The organism is Yinghuangia soli (genome assembly GCF_021502675.1).
In the GTDB taxonomy this organism is placed as follows: domain Bacteria; phylum Actinomycetota; class Actinomycetes; order Streptomycetales; family Streptomycetaceae; genus Yinghuangia; species Yinghuangia soli.
The window spans coordinates 1-18,552 of the sequence record NZ_JAKFHA010000016.1 but is presented as its reverse complement, the minus strand read 5'-3'; the positions used below and the strand labels follow the sequence as shown (position 1 = coordinate 18,552).

General features: G+C 71.3%; 13 protein-coding genes. 6 read left to right on the top strand and 7 right to left on the bottom strand.

What is annotated here, in order from left to right; translation table 11 throughout:
- Positions 1 to 279: 279 nt before the first annotated feature.
- On the bottom strand, positions 280 to 906 hold the full coding sequence (locus tag LZ495_RS24565) for a TraR/DksA family transcriptional regulator (RefSeq protein WP_235055184.1): 627 nt from the start codon (positions 904 to 906) through the stop codon (positions 280 to 282).
- 292 nt (positions 907 to 1,198) lie between these two features.
- On the bottom strand, positions 1,199 to 1,489 hold the full coding sequence (locus tag LZ495_RS24560; RefSeq protein WP_235055041.1) for a DUF167 domain-containing protein: 291 nt from the start codon (positions 1,487 to 1,489) through the stop codon (positions 1,199 to 1,201).
- A gap of 430 nt (positions 1,490 to 1,919) precedes the next feature.
- Between LZ495_RS24560 and ileS the strand changes: the two genes are divergently transcribed.
- The 3 genes from ileS to LZ495_RS24545 all read left to right on the top strand — a co-directional run bounded on the left by ileS (position 1,920) and on the right by LZ495_RS24545 (position 10,451).
- Entirely contained in the window at positions 1,920 to 5,072 is a 3,153-nt protein-coding gene (gene ileS / locus LZ495_RS24555) for an isoleucine--tRNA ligase (RefSeq protein ID WP_235055040.1), read from the top strand.
- Positions 5,073 to 5,406: 334 nt separating this feature from the next.
- Positions 5,407 to 9,018, top strand: a complete 3,612-nt coding sequence (locus LZ495_RS24550) for a S8 family serine peptidase (RefSeq protein WP_235055039.1) — start codon at positions 5,407 to 5,409, stop codon at positions 9,016 to 9,018.
- A gap of 218 nt (positions 9,019 to 9,236) precedes the next feature.
- Positions 9,237 to 10,451, top strand: coding sequence for a helix-turn-helix transcriptional regulator (locus LZ495_RS24545; RefSeq protein ID WP_235055038.1), 1,215 nt, complete (start codon positions 9,237 to 9,239; stop codon positions 10,449 to 10,451).
- Positions 10,452 to 10,608: 157 nt separating this feature from the next.
- On the opposite strand, the gene LZ495_RS24540 is transcribed toward LZ495_RS24545, so the two are convergent.
- From LZ495_RS24540 to LZ495_RS24530, 3 genes are all read right to left on the bottom strand, one after another.
- Positions 10,609 to 12,696 carry an alkyl/aryl-sulfatase gene (locus tag LZ495_RS24540; protein WP_235055037.1) on the bottom strand — a complete coding sequence of 696 codons (2,088 nt, stop codon included), beginning with the start codon at positions 12,694 to 12,696 and terminating at the stop codon, positions 10,609 to 10,611.
- Between the two features lie 232 nt (positions 12,697 to 12,928).
- On the bottom strand, positions 12,929 to 13,831 hold the full coding sequence (locus LZ495_RS24535; protein ID WP_235055036.1) for a LysR family transcriptional regulator: 903 nt from the start codon (positions 13,829 to 13,831) through the stop codon (positions 12,929 to 12,931).
- A 91-nt stretch (positions 13,832 to 13,922) separates the two neighbouring features.
- Positions 13,923 to 14,975: a helix-turn-helix domain-containing protein gene (locus tag LZ495_RS24530; protein ID WP_235055035.1), complete on the bottom strand. Its 1,053-nt coding sequence runs from the start codon at positions 14,973 to 14,975 to the stop codon at positions 13,923 to 13,925.
- Positions 14,976 to 15,442: 467 nt separating this feature from the next.
- Here LZ495_RS24530 and LZ495_RS24525 point away from each other — a divergent pair, with 467 nt between their 5' ends.
- The 3 genes from LZ495_RS24525 (at position 15,443) to LZ495_RS24515 (ending at position 17,511) form a co-directional block, all read left to right on the top strand.
- The gene (locus LZ495_RS24525; RefSeq protein WP_235055034.1) at positions 15,443 to 15,988 is read left to right on the top strand and encodes a dihydrofolate reductase family protein; all 546 of its coding nucleotides are present in this window, start codon (positions 15,443 to 15,445) and stop codon (positions 15,986 to 15,988) included.
- A 104-nt stretch (positions 15,989 to 16,092) separates the two neighbouring features.
- Positions 16,093 to 16,686, top strand: a complete 594-nt coding sequence (locus LZ495_RS24520) for a dihydrofolate reductase family protein (RefSeq protein WP_235055033.1) — start codon at positions 16,093 to 16,095, stop codon at positions 16,684 to 16,686.
- A 165-nt stretch (positions 16,687 to 16,851) separates the two neighbouring features.
- A complete protein-coding gene (locus tag LZ495_RS24515) occupies positions 16,852 to 17,511 on the top strand; it encodes an MSMEG_1061 family FMN-dependent PPOX-type flavoprotein (protein ID WP_235055032.1) in 660 nt (219 codons plus the stop codon).
- Positions 17,512 to 17,627: 116 nt separating this feature from the next.
- Here LZ495_RS24515 and LZ495_RS24510 read toward each other — a convergent pair whose 3' ends face one another.
- Positions 17,628 to 18,182, bottom strand: a complete 555-nt coding sequence (locus LZ495_RS24510) for a GNAT family N-acetyltransferase (protein ID WP_235055031.1) — start codon at positions 18,180 to 18,182, stop codon at positions 17,628 to 17,630.
- On the bottom strand, positions 18,179 to 18,382 hold the full coding sequence (locus tag LZ495_RS24505) for a hypothetical protein (RefSeq protein WP_235055030.1): 204 nt from the start codon (positions 18,380 to 18,382) through the stop codon (positions 18,179 to 18,181). Before LZ495_RS24505 ends, LZ495_RS24510 begins: the two co-directional genes overlap by 4 nt.
- Positions 18,383 to 18,552 lie beyond the last annotated feature (170 nt).

Below are 18,552 nucleotides of genomic sequence, written 5' to 3'. Positions count from 1 at the left end.
CGAGCCGGACCGCGCCGCGCGGGCGCCGGCGGCGGGCCGGCGGGGGGGCTGCCCCCGCCGCGCCGTCGCCGGTCTGGTCCTGCGGCGCGTCCCGGTCCGGACCGGGGCGGTCGCCGGCCGGTCCGGATGCCGAGCCCGTGCTGCCGTCCGTGGTGCTGTCCTTGTCGTCGACGAGGGGCGCTTGGCCGTCCCGCCGCTCCGCTCCGGTGCCGATGGCTCGCTCCGCTTCTTCGCATGCTCGGAATCAGCGGGGAGCACCGCCCCGGGGCGGCCCGGGGTCTAGCGGCGTTCCTCGCGCTGCTTGCAGGTGACACACAGGGTGGCACGCGGGAAGACCTGGAGCCGCGCCTTGCCGATGGCCGAGGCGCACGACTCGCAGGTTCCGTATGTGCCGTCGGCGAGCCTACGCAGGGCGCGCTCCGACTGGCTCAGCATGCCACGGGTCTGGTTGGTCAGGGCCATCTCGTGTTCGCGCTCGAAGTTCTTGGTGCCGGTGTCCGCCTGGTCGTCGCCCGCGCCGTCGCCGGAGTCGCGCAGCATGTCCGCGATCTCGTGCTCGGCGTACTGGATCTCGCTGTTGAGGCGGGCGACCTCGTCGATCAGGCCCTCGCGCACTTCGCGCAGTTCGTCGGCGGTCCACGGGTCCTCGCCGGGCCGCACCGGGTACGTCGCCGGTTCGTGGATGCCGCCGGGCGGCGGGGCCACGGCGGTCACCGTCACGGTCCGGGCCGGTGCGGCGGTCTTGCCCTTGGCTGCGGTGGCGTTGGTGCGTGCCGCGGCCCGGGTGCCGGTCGCCCTGCTCGTCGGACCGCCGGACGCAGCGGCGCTGCCCGCGGTCTTGGTGGACCTGGCCGTCGTCGTGGTGCTGCGGGCCCGTCCTCCGGCCGCCTTGCCGCTTTCCGCCATGGTCACGGCCCCCTCGTTCCGTAGGGTCTTTTCGGACATACTTCACAAACTCCACAAAACAGCTCGGTGAGCTTACGCCCGCCCCTTGCCCCGGACAAGCGGGGCGCGCTGCCGAGAGCCGGGGGTTCGCAGGCCCGGCGACCGCCAACGTAAGTCGGTTGTGCCCAGAACCGGGCGTGACTATCCCTGTTGTGCGTGTCCGCTTCGTTACCGGATGCCGTACGGATCGTTAGTCATCGACGGCACTTCGGTAACCCTCGGAAATGGCCGATGGGCCGGCGGCTGCGGCGGTTCAGCCCCGCAGTGCGGCGAGCACCGCGTCCAGGCCGGGCGGCGGGTCGGCGAGTTCGACGACCTTGTCCCGGCTGGTGGCCCCGGTCACCAGGACCAGCTGCCTGCGGCGCACGCCGAGCGCGTCGGCGAGCGCCTTGAGCGCCGCCTCGGTGGCCTTGCCCTCGACCGCGCGGGCGTTGACCGCGACCACGAGCGCGTCGCCGTGCGTCCCTCCGACGGCGGTACGCGACGCACCGGGCTTGACCCGGATCGCGATCCGGCGCGGGGCGGGCTGCGGCGCTGGGGGCATGGCCCCATCTTGCCGGTCCGGCAGGCCGCTTCGGGCGGTCCCGCGGCGCCGCGGCGGCGGGTCCCGGAAACCCGGGGGCGGGAGGCCGCCGGGTGCCCGTAGAATTCCGGCAGCGAGACGGTGTCGATGGGACGAGTAGGTCCGAACGCAGCCTTGAGCGATCCGGGGACGGTGGAAGCCCGGAGGCGTGCCCGGTCCGAAGATCACCCCGGAGCCGCCGGAAGAGCGGTCCCGCATCCGGGCCCGCGGCGTCCCTCCCGGGATCCGCGGCCGGTGTGCCGGACCGGGTAGAACCGGCCCTCGCGACTTCGAGAGGGTCGCGCCTCCCCCACCGGGGCACGCGCGGCCAAGAAGGGTGGTACCGCGGGGCGCTTCGCCGCCTCGTCCCTTCGGCCGGCAGCGTTCAAAAGCCCGCGGAAGGAAGGCACGTATGTACCGCCCGGTACCGGCTCAGGTCGATCTCCCCGCCATGGAACACGACGTTCTCGCGTTCTGGCAGGACGAGAACATCTTCGACCGCACCCTGGAGCGCACGGCCGACGGCCCGCGCTGGGTCTTCTACGAAGGCCCGCCCACCGCCAACGGCATGCCGGGCGCGCACCACATCGAGGCCCGCGTCTTCAAGGACGTGTTCCCGCGGTTCAAGACCATGAAGGGCCACTACGTCCGCCGCAAGGCCGGCTGGGACTGCCACGGCCTCCCGGTCGAGCTGGCCGTCGAGAAGGAGCTCGGCTTCTCCGGCAAGCAGGACATCGAGGCGTACGGCATCGCCGAGTTCAACGCCAAGTGCCGCGCGTCGGTGCTGCGCCACGTGGACGCGTTCGAGAACCTCACCACCCGCATGGGCTACTGGGTCGACATGTCCCAGGCGTACCGCACGATGGACCCCGAGTACGTCGAGTCCGTGTGGTGGTCGCTCAAGCAGATCTTCGACAAGGGCCTGCTGGTGCAGGACTACCGCGTCGCGCCGTGGTGCCCGCGCTGCGGCACCGGGCTGTCCGACCACGAGCTCGCGCAGGGCTACGAGACGGTCGTCGACCCGTCGGTGTACGTGCGCTTCCCGCTGACCTCCGGCCCGCTGGCCGACCGCGCCGACCTGCTGGTGTGGACGACCACGCCGTGGACGCTGGTGTCCAACACCGCGGCCGTCGTGCACCCGGACGTCACCTACGTGGTGGCCGCCAAGGACGGCGAGCGCCCGGTGGTCGTCGCCGAGCCGCTGGTGGAGAAGGCGCTCGGCGAGGGCTGGGCGTCCACCGGCGAGTCGTTCACCGGCCGCGAGCTGGAGCGCTGGGCGTACCGCCGCCCGTTCGACCTGGTCGAGCTGGAGGGCGCCAACTTCGTGGTGCTCGCCGAGTACGTCACCACCGAGGACGGCACCGGCATCGTGCACGCCGCCCCGGCGTTCGGCGCCGAGGACCTCGCCGCGGTGAAGCCGTACGACCTGCCGGTGGTCAACCCGGTGCGCACCGACGGCACCTTCGAGGAGGGCCTTCCGCTGGTCGGCGGCGTCTTCTTCAAGAAGGCCGACGAGGCGCTGGTGGCCGACCTCAAGGCGCGCGGGCTGCTGTTCCGGCACATGGAGTACGAGCACACGTACCCGCACTGCTGGCGCTGCCACACCGCGCTCATCTACTACGCGCAGCCGTCCTGGTACATCCGCACTACCGCGGTCAAGGACGCGCTGCTGCGCGAGAACGAGCGCACCAACTGGTACCCGGACACCGTCAAGCACGGCCGCTACGGCGACTGGCTGGACAACAACATCGACTGGGCGCTCTCCCGGAACCGCTACTGGGGCACGCCGCTGCCCATCTGGCGCTGCGCCGAGGGCCACCTGACCTGCGCGGGTTCGCTGTCCGAGCTGTCCGAGCTGACCGGCCGGGACCTGTCCGGGCTCGACCCGCACCGGCCGTACATCGACGAGGTCACCTTCGGCTGCCCGGTCAAGGACGGCGACGCGGCGTGCGGCGCCGAGGCCGTGCGCGTGCCCGAGGTCATCGACGCCTGGTACGACTCGGGCGCGATGCCGTTCGCGCAGTGGGGCTACCCGTACCGCAACCAGGAGATCTTCGAGCAGGCGTACCCCGCGCAGTTCATCAGCGAGGCGATCGACCAGACCCGCGGCTGGTTCTACACGCTGATGGCGGTCGGCACGCTGGTCTTCGACCGGAACTCGTACGAGAACGTCGTGTGCCTGGGCCACATCCTGGCCGAGGACGGCCGCAAGATGTCCAAGCACCTGGGCAACATCCTGCAGCCGATCCCGCTGATGGACCAGCACGGCGCGGACGCGGTGCGGTGGTTCATGGCGGCCGGCGGCTCGCCGTGGGCGGCCCGGCGCGTGGGCCACGGCACGATCCAGGAGGTGGTGCGCAAGACGCTGCTCACCTACTGGAACAGCGTCAGCTTCCAGGCCCTGTACGCCCGTACGTCCGGCTGGACGCCGTCGGTCGACGACCCGGCGCCGGCCGACCGGCCGCTGCTCGACAAGTGGCTGCTGTCCGAGCTGAACCAGCTGGTCGCCGATGTCGACGCGGCGCTGGAGGCGTTCGACACGCAGCGCGCGGGCAAGGCGCTGTCGGCGTTCGTCGACGACCTGTCGAACTGGTACGTGCGCCGCTCGCGGCGCCGCTTCTGGAACGGCGACGCGGCCGCGCTGGCGACCCTGCACACCGCGCTGGAGACGGTCACCCGGCTCATGGCGCCGCTGGTGCCGTTCATCACCGAGCGCGTGTGGCAGGACATCGTGCGCCCGGTGACCGCGGACGCCCCGGCGTCGGTGCACCTGTCCACGTGGCCGGAGGCGGACGCGGCGCTGATCGACCGCGAACTCTCCGCGCAGATGCAGCTGGTGCGGCGCCTGGTCGAGCTGGGCCGGGCCACGCGCGCCGACTCCGGCGTGAAGATCCGCCAGCCGCTGGGCCGCGCGCTGGTCGGCGCGCAGGGCTGGGACGCGCTGTCCGACGAACTGCGCGCGCAGATCGCCGAGGAGCTCAACGTCGTGTCGCTGGCCTCGCTGTCCGAGGCGGGCGGCGACCTGGTCGAGTACAGCGCGAAGGGCAACTTCCGGGCGCTGGGCAAGCGGTTCGCGAAGGAGACCCCCAAGGTCGCCGGCGCGATCGCGGCCGCCGACGCGGAGGCCCTGGCCGCCGCGCTCAAGGCGGCCGGCACCGCGACCGTCGACCTGGACGGCACGCCGGTGGAGGTGAGTGCGGACGAGGTGATCATCACCGAGACCCCGCGGGAAGGCTGGGCGGTGGCCAGCGAGTCCGGTGCCACGGTCGCCCTCGACCTGCACCTGACCGACGAGCTGCGGCTGGCCGGCACCGCCCGCGAGGCGATCCGGCTGATCCAGGAGGCCCGCAAGAACTCGGGCTTCGACGTCGCGGACCGCATCGCGGTCTGGTGGAGCGCCGACACGAACGAGCACACCCAGTCGGCGCTGCTGGCCCACGGCCCGCAGATCGCCGAAGAGGTGCTGGCCCTGCAGTTCACCGAAGGCGCACCGGAGGACGAGGAGTTGCCCCTCCAGCTGGACGAAGGCCTGGGGCTGCGCTTCTGGCTCCGCAAGGTCGCCTGACCGGCTGCCGACCGGCAGCCGGCCTGCGATGATCCGCAACTGACCGGCTTCTGACCGGCTTCTGCCCGGTGTTCTTCCGCTTCGCGGCGGTCGTCCCCTCTCCGGGGGCGGCCGCCGCGTCGCGTTTCCGGAAGAACTTCCGGATGAGCTTCCGGGTGAGCTTCGCGGGCCTCGCGGGCTTCTCTGATGATCTTTGCGGCAGATGATGCTGATCCGTGCGGAATCGTGATGCAACGTGCCGAGAGGGCCACTTCGTCTGGGGAGGAGGAGTGCCGCCGCGGGCGGCAGCAGGGACGCCTCGGCGCCCCTGGCTCTCCGAACGGGGAGGACGTCGATGGCACGAAGGTTGTTCGGGGCACGCCGGTTCCCGGCGGTCCTTGCCGCCGGTGCGCTGGCGGTCGGCGCAGGGTTGCTCGGCGGGGGCATCGATGCCGCTTCCGGCGCGCCGCCAGGGGCCGGCGGCCCGGCCTACCGCGCGACGGGGCCGGCACCGGGGTCCGGGTCGGCGACGGTCACGCTCATCACCGGGGACCGGGTGACCGCGTCCACCGGTGCGGACGGCAAGCGGCTCTACACGGTGGCGCCCGGACCGGGCCGCGGGAAGATCACGTTCGTCCAGCGCGCGCACGGCACTTCGACGTCGGTCGTGCCGTCCGATGCACTGCCGCTGCTGGAGCGGAAGCTGCTCGACCCCCGGCTGTTCGACATCCCGGGGCTGCTCCGGCAGGGCTACGACGACCGGGCGACGCAGGTGCTGCCGCTCATCGTCAAGTACGCCGACGGTTCGGCGCCGGCCCGCACGTCGCTGGCCCGCAGCGCGCAGCCGGGCCGCGAGCTGCCCAGCATCGGCGCCCAGGCCATGGCCGAACGCAAGGCGGACGCCGGGCAGTTCTGGCAGTCGGTGCGCAGCGCGGCGCCCGGCGGCGCGAACCTGGCACCCGGGGTGGCCCGCATCTGGCTGGACGCCCGCGTCCGGGCGACGCTGGACCGCAGTGTCGCGCAGGTCGGCGCACCGCAGGCCTGGCAGGCCGGCTTCACCGGCACAGGGGTGACGACCGCGATCCTGGACACCGGGATCGACGCGGCGCACCCGGACCTGGACGACGCCATCGCCGAGGCCGTCGACTTCAGCGACAGCCCCACCGGGACCGCCGACTTGTACGGCCACGGCACCCACGTCGCCTCGATCATCACCGGCGACGGCTCCGCTGCACAGGGCAAGTACAAGGGCGTGGCCCCGGACACCCGGCTCGTCATCGGCAAGGTGCTGGGCGACGACGGGCGCGGCGAGGAATCCGACATCATCGCCGGCATGGAATGGGCCGCGGCCCGCGCCAAGGTCGTCAACATGAGCCTGGGCTCCGACTACCCGACCGACGGCACCGACCCGATGTCGCTCGCGGTGAACGCCCTGAGCGGTTCGACCGGTTCGCTGTTCGTGATCTCGGCGGGCAACGCGGGTCAGTGGGGCGACAGTTCGATCGGTTCGCCGGGTGCGGCGGATGCTGCGCTGACCGTCGGCGCGGTGGACGCGGACGACCGGGTGGCGCCGTTCTCCAGCCGCGGACCGCGGTTCGGCGACCGCGCGTTCAAGCCGGAGATCAGCGCCCCGGGCGTGGAGATCGCGGCGGCCCGGGCGTCCGGCACCTCGATGGGCCATCCGGTCGACGAGAACTACACGCGCGCAAGCGGCACTTCGATGGCCGCCCCGCATGTCGCCGGCGCCGCGGCGATCCTGGCGCAGCGGCACCCGGACTGGACCGGTCAGCAGCTCAAGGGCGCACTTGTCGCCGCGTCGACCGTCGTGCCGGATGACAACGTCTGGGGCCAGGGCGTCGGACGCCTCGACGTCGCCGCCGCGGTCGGCAGCCGCGTATCGGCCTCGCCGGCAAGCATCTCGGCCGATGTGCGCTGGCCCTACCCCGGCAACATCACCCGCACGGTGACGTACCGAAACGACGGCGACCAGCCGGTCGTCCTCGACCTGGCAGCGACAGTGGACAAGACCGCCGCCGCGGCCGGCACCCTGATCGGCGTCACCCCGGCCCGCCTCAGCGTCCCCGCCCGCGGGACCGCCGAGGCCACGGTCACCTTCACCCCGACCACCGCGGACGCGGGCGTGCACGGCGGCCGGCTCACCGCGACCGGACCGGACGGAAAGGCCGTGGCGCGCACCGGGATCGCCCTGTCCGTCGAGGCCGAGGCGTACGACCTCAAGATCAAGTTCCTCGACCGCAAGGGTGGGCAGCCGGAGTTCGTGGTCATCCAGCTGATCAACACCGATATCAGGGCCGACTACCCCATCATCCGCACCCCGGACGGCTACGTGGCCCGTGTACCCAAGGGCGCCTACGCGCTCAGCACCCTGATCCCCACCGGCACTCCGGAAGAGGCCCCGGACAACTGGACCGCGGCCGGCGTGCCCCGTCTGGCGCTGACCGGGGATACCTCGCTCGCCTTCGACGCGCGTGCCGGGCGCCCGTCCGACATCACCGCGGACACTCCCAAAGCAGCAGTCGTCGACATGCGCGTGCTCGGCATCCGGGCGGGCATCGGCGACTGGGCCCTCACCTGGACCGCCCATGTCTTCGATCCGGCGGTCAAGCTGTACGCCATCCCGACGAACACCCCGGCCGACCCCGCCTTCGCCGTCCGGGTCGGGTCCTTCCGCCACACCGAACCGGCCGCCACGGACCCCGGCCGGAAATACCACCTGATGGTGAGCCACAACGGCAGCATCCCGGCCGACCCGTCGGTCCGGCTCCGCGTCGCGGACCTGGCCGTCGCAGAAGTCAGGGTGCACGACGCGGGCGCCGCAGGCACCGCGGAATTCACCCGCGGCGCCTACTGGGACGGCGACGAGTTCGCCATCGGCCTGAATTGGAACGCACCTGTGCCCGGCACCTGGAAGGAGTACATGACCGCGGCACCGGACCTCGGCTGGTACGGCGTGGTGGAGGGCAAGCAGATCTGGGAGATCGGCGACCTGACCCGCTTCCCCGCACGCCGGACGACCATCGAGGCGTGGAACAAGGCGGCGTTCGGCCCGCAGGTCGAAGTCCAGGTCTGCGACGCGGCCCTGCGCGTCACCACCAGGCCGTTCAGCCCCTCCGGCAAGGGGCACACCGCGGCGCATCCGCGCGGTCTGGCGAAGGTGACGCTGCTCCGCGACGGCGTCGAACTCTCCAGCTTCACGGACTACTCGGGCGAACTGCCCGGCCTGACCGCCGACAAGGCCGTCTACACCCTGCGCCTGACGGCCAGGCAGTTCAACGAGCCGACCGAGGCCGACGAGCAGGTCGACGCCGAGTGGACGCTCACCGCACAAGCCGGCGGCTGCGAGGACGGCGAAGCCGCATGGCTGCCCGTGGTCCGGGCCCGCATCGACGGCGACTTCGACCTGCGGAACGCGACCCGCGCCGGTGTGCCGCACACGTTGCGCGCCTCGTTCGAGCGCACCGACGGCACCCCGGTCCAGGTCCGCGACCCGCGCTTCGAGGCCTCGTACGACGGCGGCCGGACCTGGCAGCGCCTCCCGTCCGTCCCGAACGGCCAGGGCCACATCGCGGTGGCATGGCCTCCCCGCAGCACGTCCGGTTACGTCGCCCTCCGCGTCACCGCCCGAGACGCGGCCGGCAACACCCTGACCCAGACCGCGACCCACGCCTACCTCGTCACCGGACCACCTGCCCACCTCCCGGAAGCGCCCTGCCCCGGCACCGACCGGGGCAGGCCCCCATGCGCCGCACGCCAAGGCGGCTGCCTCTCCGCGGCAGCCGCCTTGGCGTGCGGTGGGCGGAGTCGCCGGCCGGATCCGCGCGAGTTGCCGTGGTCGGCACGGCCGCGGCGTTCGTCAGTCGTCGGTCGTCAGTCGTCGACCGTCGGTCGTCAGTCGTCAGTCGTCGACTGCGGACGCCCGGTCATAGCCGGTCGCTGTGTGACGTGACCCGCCTGCCGAACGTGATCGCGCCGGTTGCTGCGCAACACCCGTCCGACGTCCCTCGGATCGGCTGCGTCCCTGGTCAGACCTGCACCGAGGCCGCCTGGGGAGGCGCACGGGCGGTGGGGTGACAGTCGTCACGGGTGGATCGAGGGTCGTTTCCTGGGGTTCGGGGGGAGAGTGGTATAGACCCTGTTCATCGGATATGCCTAGGCTGGTCCGCTATGACCGCGATACCGACCCGGCTCCGGACCGAGGTGCGCGAGGAAGTCGCGCAGCTGTGCGGTTCGGCGCCGACCGGGCGCGAGCTGCTCGCCGGAGTGGCGTCGCGGCTGCGTGATGCAGTGCCGTTCGACGGCTGCTTTCTGTCGTCGACGGATCCCGACACGCTGATGTTCACCGATCAGGTGGTCGTCGAGGCGATGCCTCCGACCGCCTGCCGGCCGTTCTTCCACAACGAATTCGAGTCCGACGACTTCAACAAGTTCGCCGACCTCGCCCGGCATCCCGGGCGCGTGCGCACGTTGAGCGATGCGACCGGTGGGCAGCTGGGGCGCAGTGCGCGGGCCATGGACGTCAATGCGCGGCTGGGGTTCGGGCACGAGGTGCGGTTCTCGTTCACGGTGGGTGATCGGACGTTCGCGGTGGGCAGCCTGACCCGGGAGATCGGGCGGGCGGACTTCACCGCGGAGGAGCGGCAGCTGATCGGGGGGCTGCTCCCGGTGGTGGCGGACGGAATGCGGGCCGCGGCGCTGGTCGCGTCCCCCGCGGATGCGCTTGCGGGCGAGGCTCTGAGGGTGGGCGTGGACGAGATACCCGCGTTGGCGAGCGAGGCCGCGGAGGCGCCGCCCGTGCTCATGGCTCCGGCGGGGCCCGGGCTGGTGGAATTCGATGCGGCAGGCCGACCGGTGTCCGCGTGCGATGCGGCGGTGCACTGGCTGGGCGCGGTGGATCCGCGCGAGCCGCTCGGGCCGCCGACGCCGTTCGGATTCCGGCTGCCGCTGGCGGCGGCCATGGTCGTGGCGCGGGCCCGGGCGCATGCGGCGGGGCGGGGCAGCGCGCCGGCCGAGGCGACGCTGCGGACGCGGTATGGGACGCGGCTGCTGCTGCGCGCGGTGTGCGCGTGGGAGCCGGGCGGGGCACCCGGGGTGACCCGGCTGGTCGTGGCGCCGATCGAGGCGGCCGGGCTGGCGCCCGAGGCGGCCGCGGCGTTCCGGATGTCGCCGCGCGAGCAGGAGGTGACGGCGTACCTGGCTCGGGACCTGGCGCCGGCGGATATCGCCTTCCGTACCGGCCTTACCGTCGACACGGTGGCCGCGCTGTCGCAGAACGTGCTGGACAAGGCCGCGGTCGCCAGCCGGACCGAGTTGGTGGCGCGGATCTTCGCGGAGTACTACTACCCAGCGCACAACGCGGGGTGCCGGCCGCTGTCCGCCTGAGCGGGCGGACCAGCGGGGACCAGCAGGCGGACGAGACGGACGAGCCGGCAGCCGGACGAGCAGGCAGCCGGACCGGCACCCGCCGGGCACCCCTGGATCCGGGTGCCCGGCGGGCGGCTGCCACGGCCCTGCGGGTCGCGACCGCACGGTGAGCGCGTCACGGTGTGGTGATGCCGAAGTCCTCGTTGAACGGGTCCAGCAGGGTCGTGAAGAAGTTCTGCAGCGGGGTGATCGTGCCGGTGAGGACCTCGATGTCCCCGGTGCTCTGCAGCTGGGCCGGCGTCTTCGCGCCGGTGACCAGCAGGTTGAAGTTCGCGCGGGTGAGCCGGTAGAGCGCGTCCGGGTCGACCGGGGCCTGCGGCTGGTAGACGAGGACGCTGTTGCGCAGCTGGAGGGTGTTGTCGAGCGGGTCGCCCTCGACGCCGTCGGTGATCATGAAGCCGAGCAGCATCGGCTGGTCGTTCACCTTCGAGCCGTAGAGGCGGATGCCGAGGTAGTCGAAGACCATGTCGATCGGCATGGCCTCCAGCATGCCGGGCGTGAGGCGGCCGGGGACGGCCGGCGGGTTCTTGCGGTACCGCAGCTCCTCGGCGCCGGCCAGGTAGAAGTTGCGCCACGGGCCGCTTTCCGCCTGGTAGCCGAGCTGTTCGAGGACGTCGGCCTGGAGTTCGCGGGCGGCGATGTTGCCCGGGTCGGCGAAGACGACGTGGGTGAGGAGTTCGGCCGCCCAGCGGTAGTCGTCGACGCCGTTCACGGGATCCAGGAACGCCTTTTTGGCGATGCGGATCACGTCGTCCGCGGTGCCGATCGCGGCGACGTACCGCGGGCCGACTTTCTCCGGCGGCAGGTTGTGCAGGTGCGCCGGGTTGCCGTCGAACCAGCCGATGTAACGCTGGTACACGGCCTTGATGTTGTGGTTGGTGGTGCCGTAGTAGCCGTGGTTGTACCACTGGTTCGCGAGGTTGGGCGGCAGCGACTGGTCGAGGTCCTCGGCGACTTCGATGAGGGTGCGGCCGGAGTTGGTGATGCGCAGCGTCTGGTCGTGGATGTAGCGGTACATGTCGGCCTGGTGGGTCCAGAAGTCGACGATCTCGCTGCCGCCGGGGCTGTTCCAGCGCGGCCAGAAGTGGCTGGCGAACATGGTGTCGGTACGGTCGCCGTAGTCCGCGATCGTCTGGTTGAGGTAGTCCGACCAGGCCTTGGCGTCGCGGACCTGCGCGCCGCGCAGGCTGTAGAGGTTGTGCAGGGTGGGCGTGGCGTTCTCGGCCATGCACATGGTGCGGATGTCGGGCAGGTAGAAGTTCATCTCGGACGGGGCCTCGGTGCCCGGGGTGACCTGGAACTCGATGTTGAACGGCCCGATTTGCACGGGCTGCCCGACCGGGGTGCTCTCCGAGATGGTCCAGCCGGGCGTGGGCGCGATGACGCCGATGGTGCCGGTCGAGGACGTCTTGCCGAGGCCGGCGTCGACCTGGCCCTGTGCGTCCTTCTCGATGGTCATGCCGTACATGAACAGCGCGCGGCGGGCCATCGCGGTGCCGGCGTAGACGTTCTCGCTGACCGCGTGCTCGAGGAAGCCGTCGGGGGCGATGAACTTGACGGACTCGTCGGGGCCGTCGGGGCCGAAGAGGCCGCGCACGCCGCCGTAGTGGTCGACGTGCGAGTGCGAGTAGTTGACCGCGGCGATCGTGCGGGGGCCGCGCCACTTGGTGTATATGTCCCAGGCGGCAGCGGCGCACTCTTCGCTGACCAGCGGGTCGAGGACGATGACCTGGTCGGTCTGCTGGGTGGGGTCCTCGATGAACGTGATGTTCGACAGGTCCATGCCGCGGACCTGGTACACCGCGTCGGGGACGACGTAGTAGAGCCCGACGTTCATGTTGAGCAGCGCGTTGCGCCACAGGCTCGGGTTGACGGTCTCGGGGGCGCTGCCGACCAGGAAGTTCTGGTAGGCGGCCATGCTCCAGACCGGCGTCTTGCCGTCCGCCTTGAAGACGGTGAAGTCCTTGGGCAGGGCCTCGATCAGGCGTTGCGTCGCGTACTGCTGCTCGGGGTCGGGATTCGGCAGCACCACCGCACTGTTGAGCTGCTTGGTGAGGTCCGTGGCGCCCTTCGCGCCGGGCTGCCGGCTGCCGGGCTTCGGGGGCTTGGGGCCCTGGCCGGGCTTGGCGGCCTTCGCGGCGTCGCCTTGGTGCGGGTTCGGGTGCTGGTGCGGGTCGTGCGGCTCGGATTGGCGTCCGGGCATGCGCATGTCTGTTCCCCCAACCATCGGTAGGCGCGCCGCGCTCCCTCGCGGCGCGCCCTGGACGCTACGCGCGCCCCGCATAACCGACAAGAAGGGAATCGATGATCCTTTTCCGGCTTTTCCGGATCGGTACTGATACGCCAACTACCCGTCCAGGCCGGTCGGTTCCGGCGTGGACCCGGACGCAATCCGCTCCGGAAACGGCATCGGGGGCGAGTCGTCGGACGAGCGCTCAGCGGGCGGGGGCGATCTCCAGGACGGTGTTCATGAATGCGCGGACGATCGGCGTCATCCCGGAGGTCGGCCACATCAGCCCGTACATGATCGGCGGGGCGTCCCGGAACGGCACGAAGACGAGCCCGGGCCGCGAGTGGTACTGCTCGGCGCGCGCCGAGACGGTGCTGACGCCCACCCCGAGGCTTACGTGCACGAGCACTTCCGGCCAGTAGTTGGTGGCGGGGCCTTGCGGGACGGGGCGTCCCGACGGGGTGCGGCGCGGGAAGTAGTAGTCCATCCAGTAGCGCGGGATGGCTTCGTCGGCGATCGTGACGAGCGTGGTGTCGCCGAGGTCCTCCATGGAGACGCTCTCCATGGCGGCGAACGGGTGGCTCTCCGGGACCATCAGCGAGCGCGGCTCGGCGAAGAGGATCGGCCCGGTGGTGATGTCGTCCTCGACGATCGGGAACTCGGTGAGCTGGATGTCCACCGCGCCCGCGCGCATGCGGCCGAGCGGGTCGGCGAGTTGGATCTCCTCGATGGTGACGTCGCTGCCGGGGTGCCGGACCCGGAACCGGTCCGCGGCCTGCACCATGAGGTTGCCGCACCACGGCGCCGAGAAGCCGACCCGGACCAGGGTCTGCACGCGCACGCCGCGGCTGGTCGCGACCGCTTCGGCCAGCCCGGCGGTGATCGCCTCGTACGCGGGCAGCAGGTCGTCGCGGAGCTTCGCGCCCAGCGGGGTGAGCTGCACCTGGCGGCTGTTGCGCTCGAAGAGCGGGGCGCCGATGCGGCGTTCCAGGCGGCGGATGATCTGGCTGACCCGGCTGGTGGTCACGTGCAGGCGGTCCGCGGTGCGGCCGAAGTGGAGTTCCTCGGCCAGCAGGAGGAACGCCTCAAGTTCATGGCGCTCGAGCACCCGTCCTCCTCTGCGACGTCCCCGAGGCGGGCGGGGTGATCCGGACCGGCGACTGCCAGTGTGCGGGGTGGGGCAGGGGCGGGCCAAGCCCTCAGGCTTGGGTACCCACGCCTTGGGTACCTGCGGATTCGGGTGCGCCCGCATAGTCGGGTGCGGCTGTGCAGTCGGACGTGCCCGGGTGGTCGGGCGTGCCCGCGTAGTCGGGCGGCCGGGGGACGAACGTCCAGGGGTGCGGGCGCCGGAAGGGGACGTCGCCGCCCGCGAAGCGGCGCAGCGCGCGGTGGCTCGTCGACCCGAACGTCGCGGTCTGGGTCACGAACGTCTGGTCGCGGTCGCCGGTGACGGTCAAGACCTGCTGGGTGAGGTGCAGCGGGCCGGCGGAGGGATGCCGGAAGCGCAACTGCGCGGGGCGGGCGTCCGCCACGGTGTGCTCGTCCCACAGGGTGCGGAAGTCAGCTGAGCCGCAGCGCAGTTCGTCGACCATGGCGTGGAACCGCGGGTCCTCGGGGTGCCGGCTCCAGCCGAGCCGGAGGTAGGCGGCGTGGTAGCGCTGGAGGGCCGTCCAGTCCTCGGCGGAGTACCAGGAGCGGTGCGCCTCGTGCAGGAAGACGATGTGGCACCAGGTACGGGCGTCCGGGGCGACGGCACCGAAGTCGAACAGCAGGCGGGTGGTCATCTGGTTCCAGGCGAGCGGGTTGCCGTAGCGGCCGTTGACGAACGCCGGGAAGTCGGTGATGCCGTGCATGAGGGCGCGCAGGTCGAGGGAGGGCTCGGGTGCGCCGGCCAGGGGGTCCGTTCCCTGGGAGGTGCGGGGGTCTGCTGCGCGGGGCGCGGCGGGGTGGACGAGGTTGCCGAAGTACTCGCGCTCGTCGCCGCCGAGCCGGAGCGCGGCACCGACCGCGGCCAGGACTTCCGCGGAGATGCTGGCGAGGTCGCCTTGTTCGAGGCGGGTGTAGTGCGTCGTGCTGATGCCGGCCAGCAGCGCGACCTCCTCCCGGCGCAGGCCGGGAACGCGGCGGCGGCCGCCGAGCGCCGGGAGTCCGGCGTCCTCGGGGCGCAGCCGCGCGCGGCGGGAGCGCAGGAAGTCGCGCAGCTCCGCCCGTCTGTCCAGACGGTGCGACCGTGGCGGTTCGGGGGATGTCACGTGGGTCCTCGGTGGGGCTCGGCGTGCGGTCTTAGGTGCGGTGTGGCGTGTGCTCTTGTGCGCGGTCTTACGTGCGGTGTGGTGGGCGGTCTTACATGCGGTCTTGCGTGCGGTCTACCTGCGGCCGGGGCATGGATCGGTGTGTCAGGGAAGTCTGCCGTGCCGACGGACTCAAGTGTCCGTCTTGCGCAGATGACAAGTCAGCCGCCCGGAACGTGACACTCGCGAATGCGGCCCTGGTCACACCCGGCGGCGTCGTCCCGTCCCGCTCCGCATCGCGTCCCCGTCCCGTCGTCCGCGCATCGTGTAGCGGCGCTCAACAGACCGTGGAGGCCTGCGATCTTGCCGCCCCGGGCGCGCGGCCGGGAGTCTGGGACGGCCGGGTTCGGAGGCCGAGGCTCCGCTGCAGGCCCGCCCGCAGGCACCCGTGGACTGGTCGGGTGGATCGTCGGATCGGAGTCCAACACGTGAGCAAGGTCGTGGTGATGCTGCACGTCTCGGCGGACGGTGTGGTCGGGGCGCCGGCCTGGCCCCGGCCGTCCGCGGACGACGAGCATGCGCAGTTCCAGCTCGGCCTGCTCTTCGCGAGCCGCGCGCTGCTGCTGGGGCGCGTGACGTACCAGGAGATGGCCGCGGCGTGGCCGCAGCGGGATCCGCACGACGCGTTCACCGACCGCGTCGCCCGGATACCGAAGTTCGTGGTGTCGGGCGTCCTGGAAGAAGCGTCCTGGAACGCGGTCCTGATCCGGGACGACGTCACGGAACGGGTGGCGAAGCTCAAGCGCGAGCCGGGCTTGGACCTCCTCGTCTACGGCAGCCTGACGCTGGTCGACCATCTGTTCGCGCATGGGCTCGTCGACGTGCTGCGGCTCTGCGTCCACCCGCATACCGCGGGGCCGGGGCGCCGGATGCTCGCGTCCGTCACCCGTCCCCAGACGTGGACGGTCGCCGGGGCCGCGGCCTTCGGCTCGGGAGCCGTCGTCCTGGACTACCGCAAACCCACCGACGACTGACGCATACCCGGTCCCGCAACACACTCCCCCGGCACCGATGAGTTCTCCTTCTCCCGTCGGTCCAACCCCCTGTAACCCACGACAGCAGGAAAGAGAGTCACCCCATGCGCATCGCAATCGGCGAGTTCATCAGCCTCGACGGCATCGTGCAGGCCCCGGGGCACCCGGAGGAGGACACCGACGGCGGCTTCGCGCACGGCGGATGGTCGCACCCGTTCTTCGACCCGGAGATCATGGGCGCCGCGCTCGGCGAGTGGACGGCGAGCACCGACGCTCTGCTGTTCGGCCGGCGTACCTGGCAGGTCATGGCCGCGGCCTGGCCGGACCAGGCCGGCGACCCGATGGCCGACCACATGAACAGCGCCCGCAAGTTCGTCGTCAGCGACACCCTGACCCAGGACGACGTGGCCGTCTGGCAGAACACCACGCTCATCCCGGGCACCGAGGCGGTCGACCGCATCAAGCAGCTCCGCGAGGAGGACGGCCGCGACCTGACCGTCATGGGCAGCGCGACCCTCTCCCGCCTGCTGATCGCCGAGGGCCTGGTCGACGAACTCCGGCTCATGGTCATGCCGGTGCTGCTCGGCGGCGGAAAGAGCATCTACCCCACCGACGGCGGGCAGCGCCCGTTCGAGCTGATCTCCACCACCACTACCGGCACCGGCGTACTCATCTGCACGTACCGCCCGGCGGCCTGACCCGCTCCCTGGGGTCCGGGCGAGCCGACTCGTTCGCCCGGGCCCCAGGCGCCGACCGCCAAGCCCCGAGCGCCAAGACCGGCACCCGGGGCACCTCGACGCCAAGTACTCCTCTGCCCCACCCGGCCCAAACCGCACAGAAGTCGTCCCGTTAGGTTCGACGGCATGACAGAACTCCTCGCCGGCAGTGCCTTCGATTCACTTCGCCTCGACGCCGTGACCGACCAGGAGGGCCTTCGCCAGGCCTACGAACTCCCCGGTGCAGCGGCCATACGCAAACAGATGACCGAACTCACCGACCAGACCCGAAGTCTGATCGCCTGCTCCAGCCTGGTCTTCATCGCCAGCACCGACGCCGAGGGCAACTGCGACGTCTCCCCCCGCGGCGGCCCCGCCGGATTCGTCTCCGTCCTGGACTCCCGCACCCTGGCGATACCGGACGCCACCGGCAACAAGCGCCTGGACACCCTGCAGAACGTCATCGCCACCGGACGGGCCGGCCTGCTGTTCGTCATCCCGGGCCGCACCACGACCCTCCGCGTCAACGGCCGGGCCTGCGTCTCCACCCGCCCGGACCTGCTCACGCAACTGACCGCCGTCGGCAAGCCCCCGGCCAGCGCCCTGGTGATCGGCATCGACGAGGTCTACCCGCACTGCCCCAAGTCCCTGCTGCGCAGCAGCGCCTGGAAGCCCGAAGAGTGGCTCCCCGCCGACGCCCAGCCGACCTCGGCCGAAGTAACCCTGGCCCAACTCCGCATGCCGGACCTGACGATCGCCGACATCGAAAAGGCCGAAGCCGACTCCCTCAAGTACCGCTACGAGTAAGCGCCACCGCACGTCCACCCCGGCCTCTCTCCCTGAAGGCCGGGGTGGGGCCCTGTTCGGGGAAGCAAGCGCTCACCTCGCACTGCAGTCGCCCCACGCGTACGACAGCCGGATCGCTACCTCGTAGAGCGACGTAGAGGTTCTCTGACCATGACCGCGTACACCGGAGAGTCAGGGACCGGCTGCTTCACGCCGATCCGCTCGTAGCCCCAACTCTCGTAAAGGGCCTGAACCTTCGGATGGTCGGGATCGACCGTCAACAAGACCCGACTCTCCGGGCGTTCCGCCAGCAGCCCCTCGTGAATGGCAAGCGCGATTCCCTGCTTCCGCCACGGACTGCGCACCATCAGCTCGAAAAGCACAAAGGTCCGTCCGCCAGGCTCATGTGCCACATCCTCGGGCACCGGCGGTACGACCGTCCGCCATCGCGCTTCACCGCCTGCCGGCACGGAAGCGCCGTACGCGTAACCGGCAACGACGTCATCGTCATAGCCGATCACCACTCCCCAGCCTGGCATGCGGGAGTGCCCTGCCAGCCGTTCGTCGAACCGCTCCACTCTCATGAACGGATCGACCGCAATATCCGCCGCCCAGACCTCCGCGTACGTTTCGAGCAGAACGGCCCTGTATCGAGCCAGCCCGTCGATACCGACGCGTACATAGCGAATCATCGGCGCACTCCGATTTCCGTCATCCGCTCGACGACCCCGGCCATTCGGCCGACGTCAACGACGCGCAGGCCCGCGATGAACTCGTGCGCCGATTCCCCCAGCCGTCCCGACATCCGCGTACCCGCAACAAGGGCAAGCACTCCCTCGAACGTGCTGCACGCCTGCTCAGCGTCGCCTTGCCGCAGCTGCGCGATTGCCACCCCTTGGACATCACGGCCCTCCTCGATGACAAACCCACCGTCTACCTCCGCCCCGAAAGTGGCGGACTCGAATGGACTGTCACGGTAAGCAACTTCACCGACGTACTACAGCGCCGCCCCCCAGGAACCAAGCCCCTGGCCTTCCCCTGACCCACACCCTGCGCGGGGGC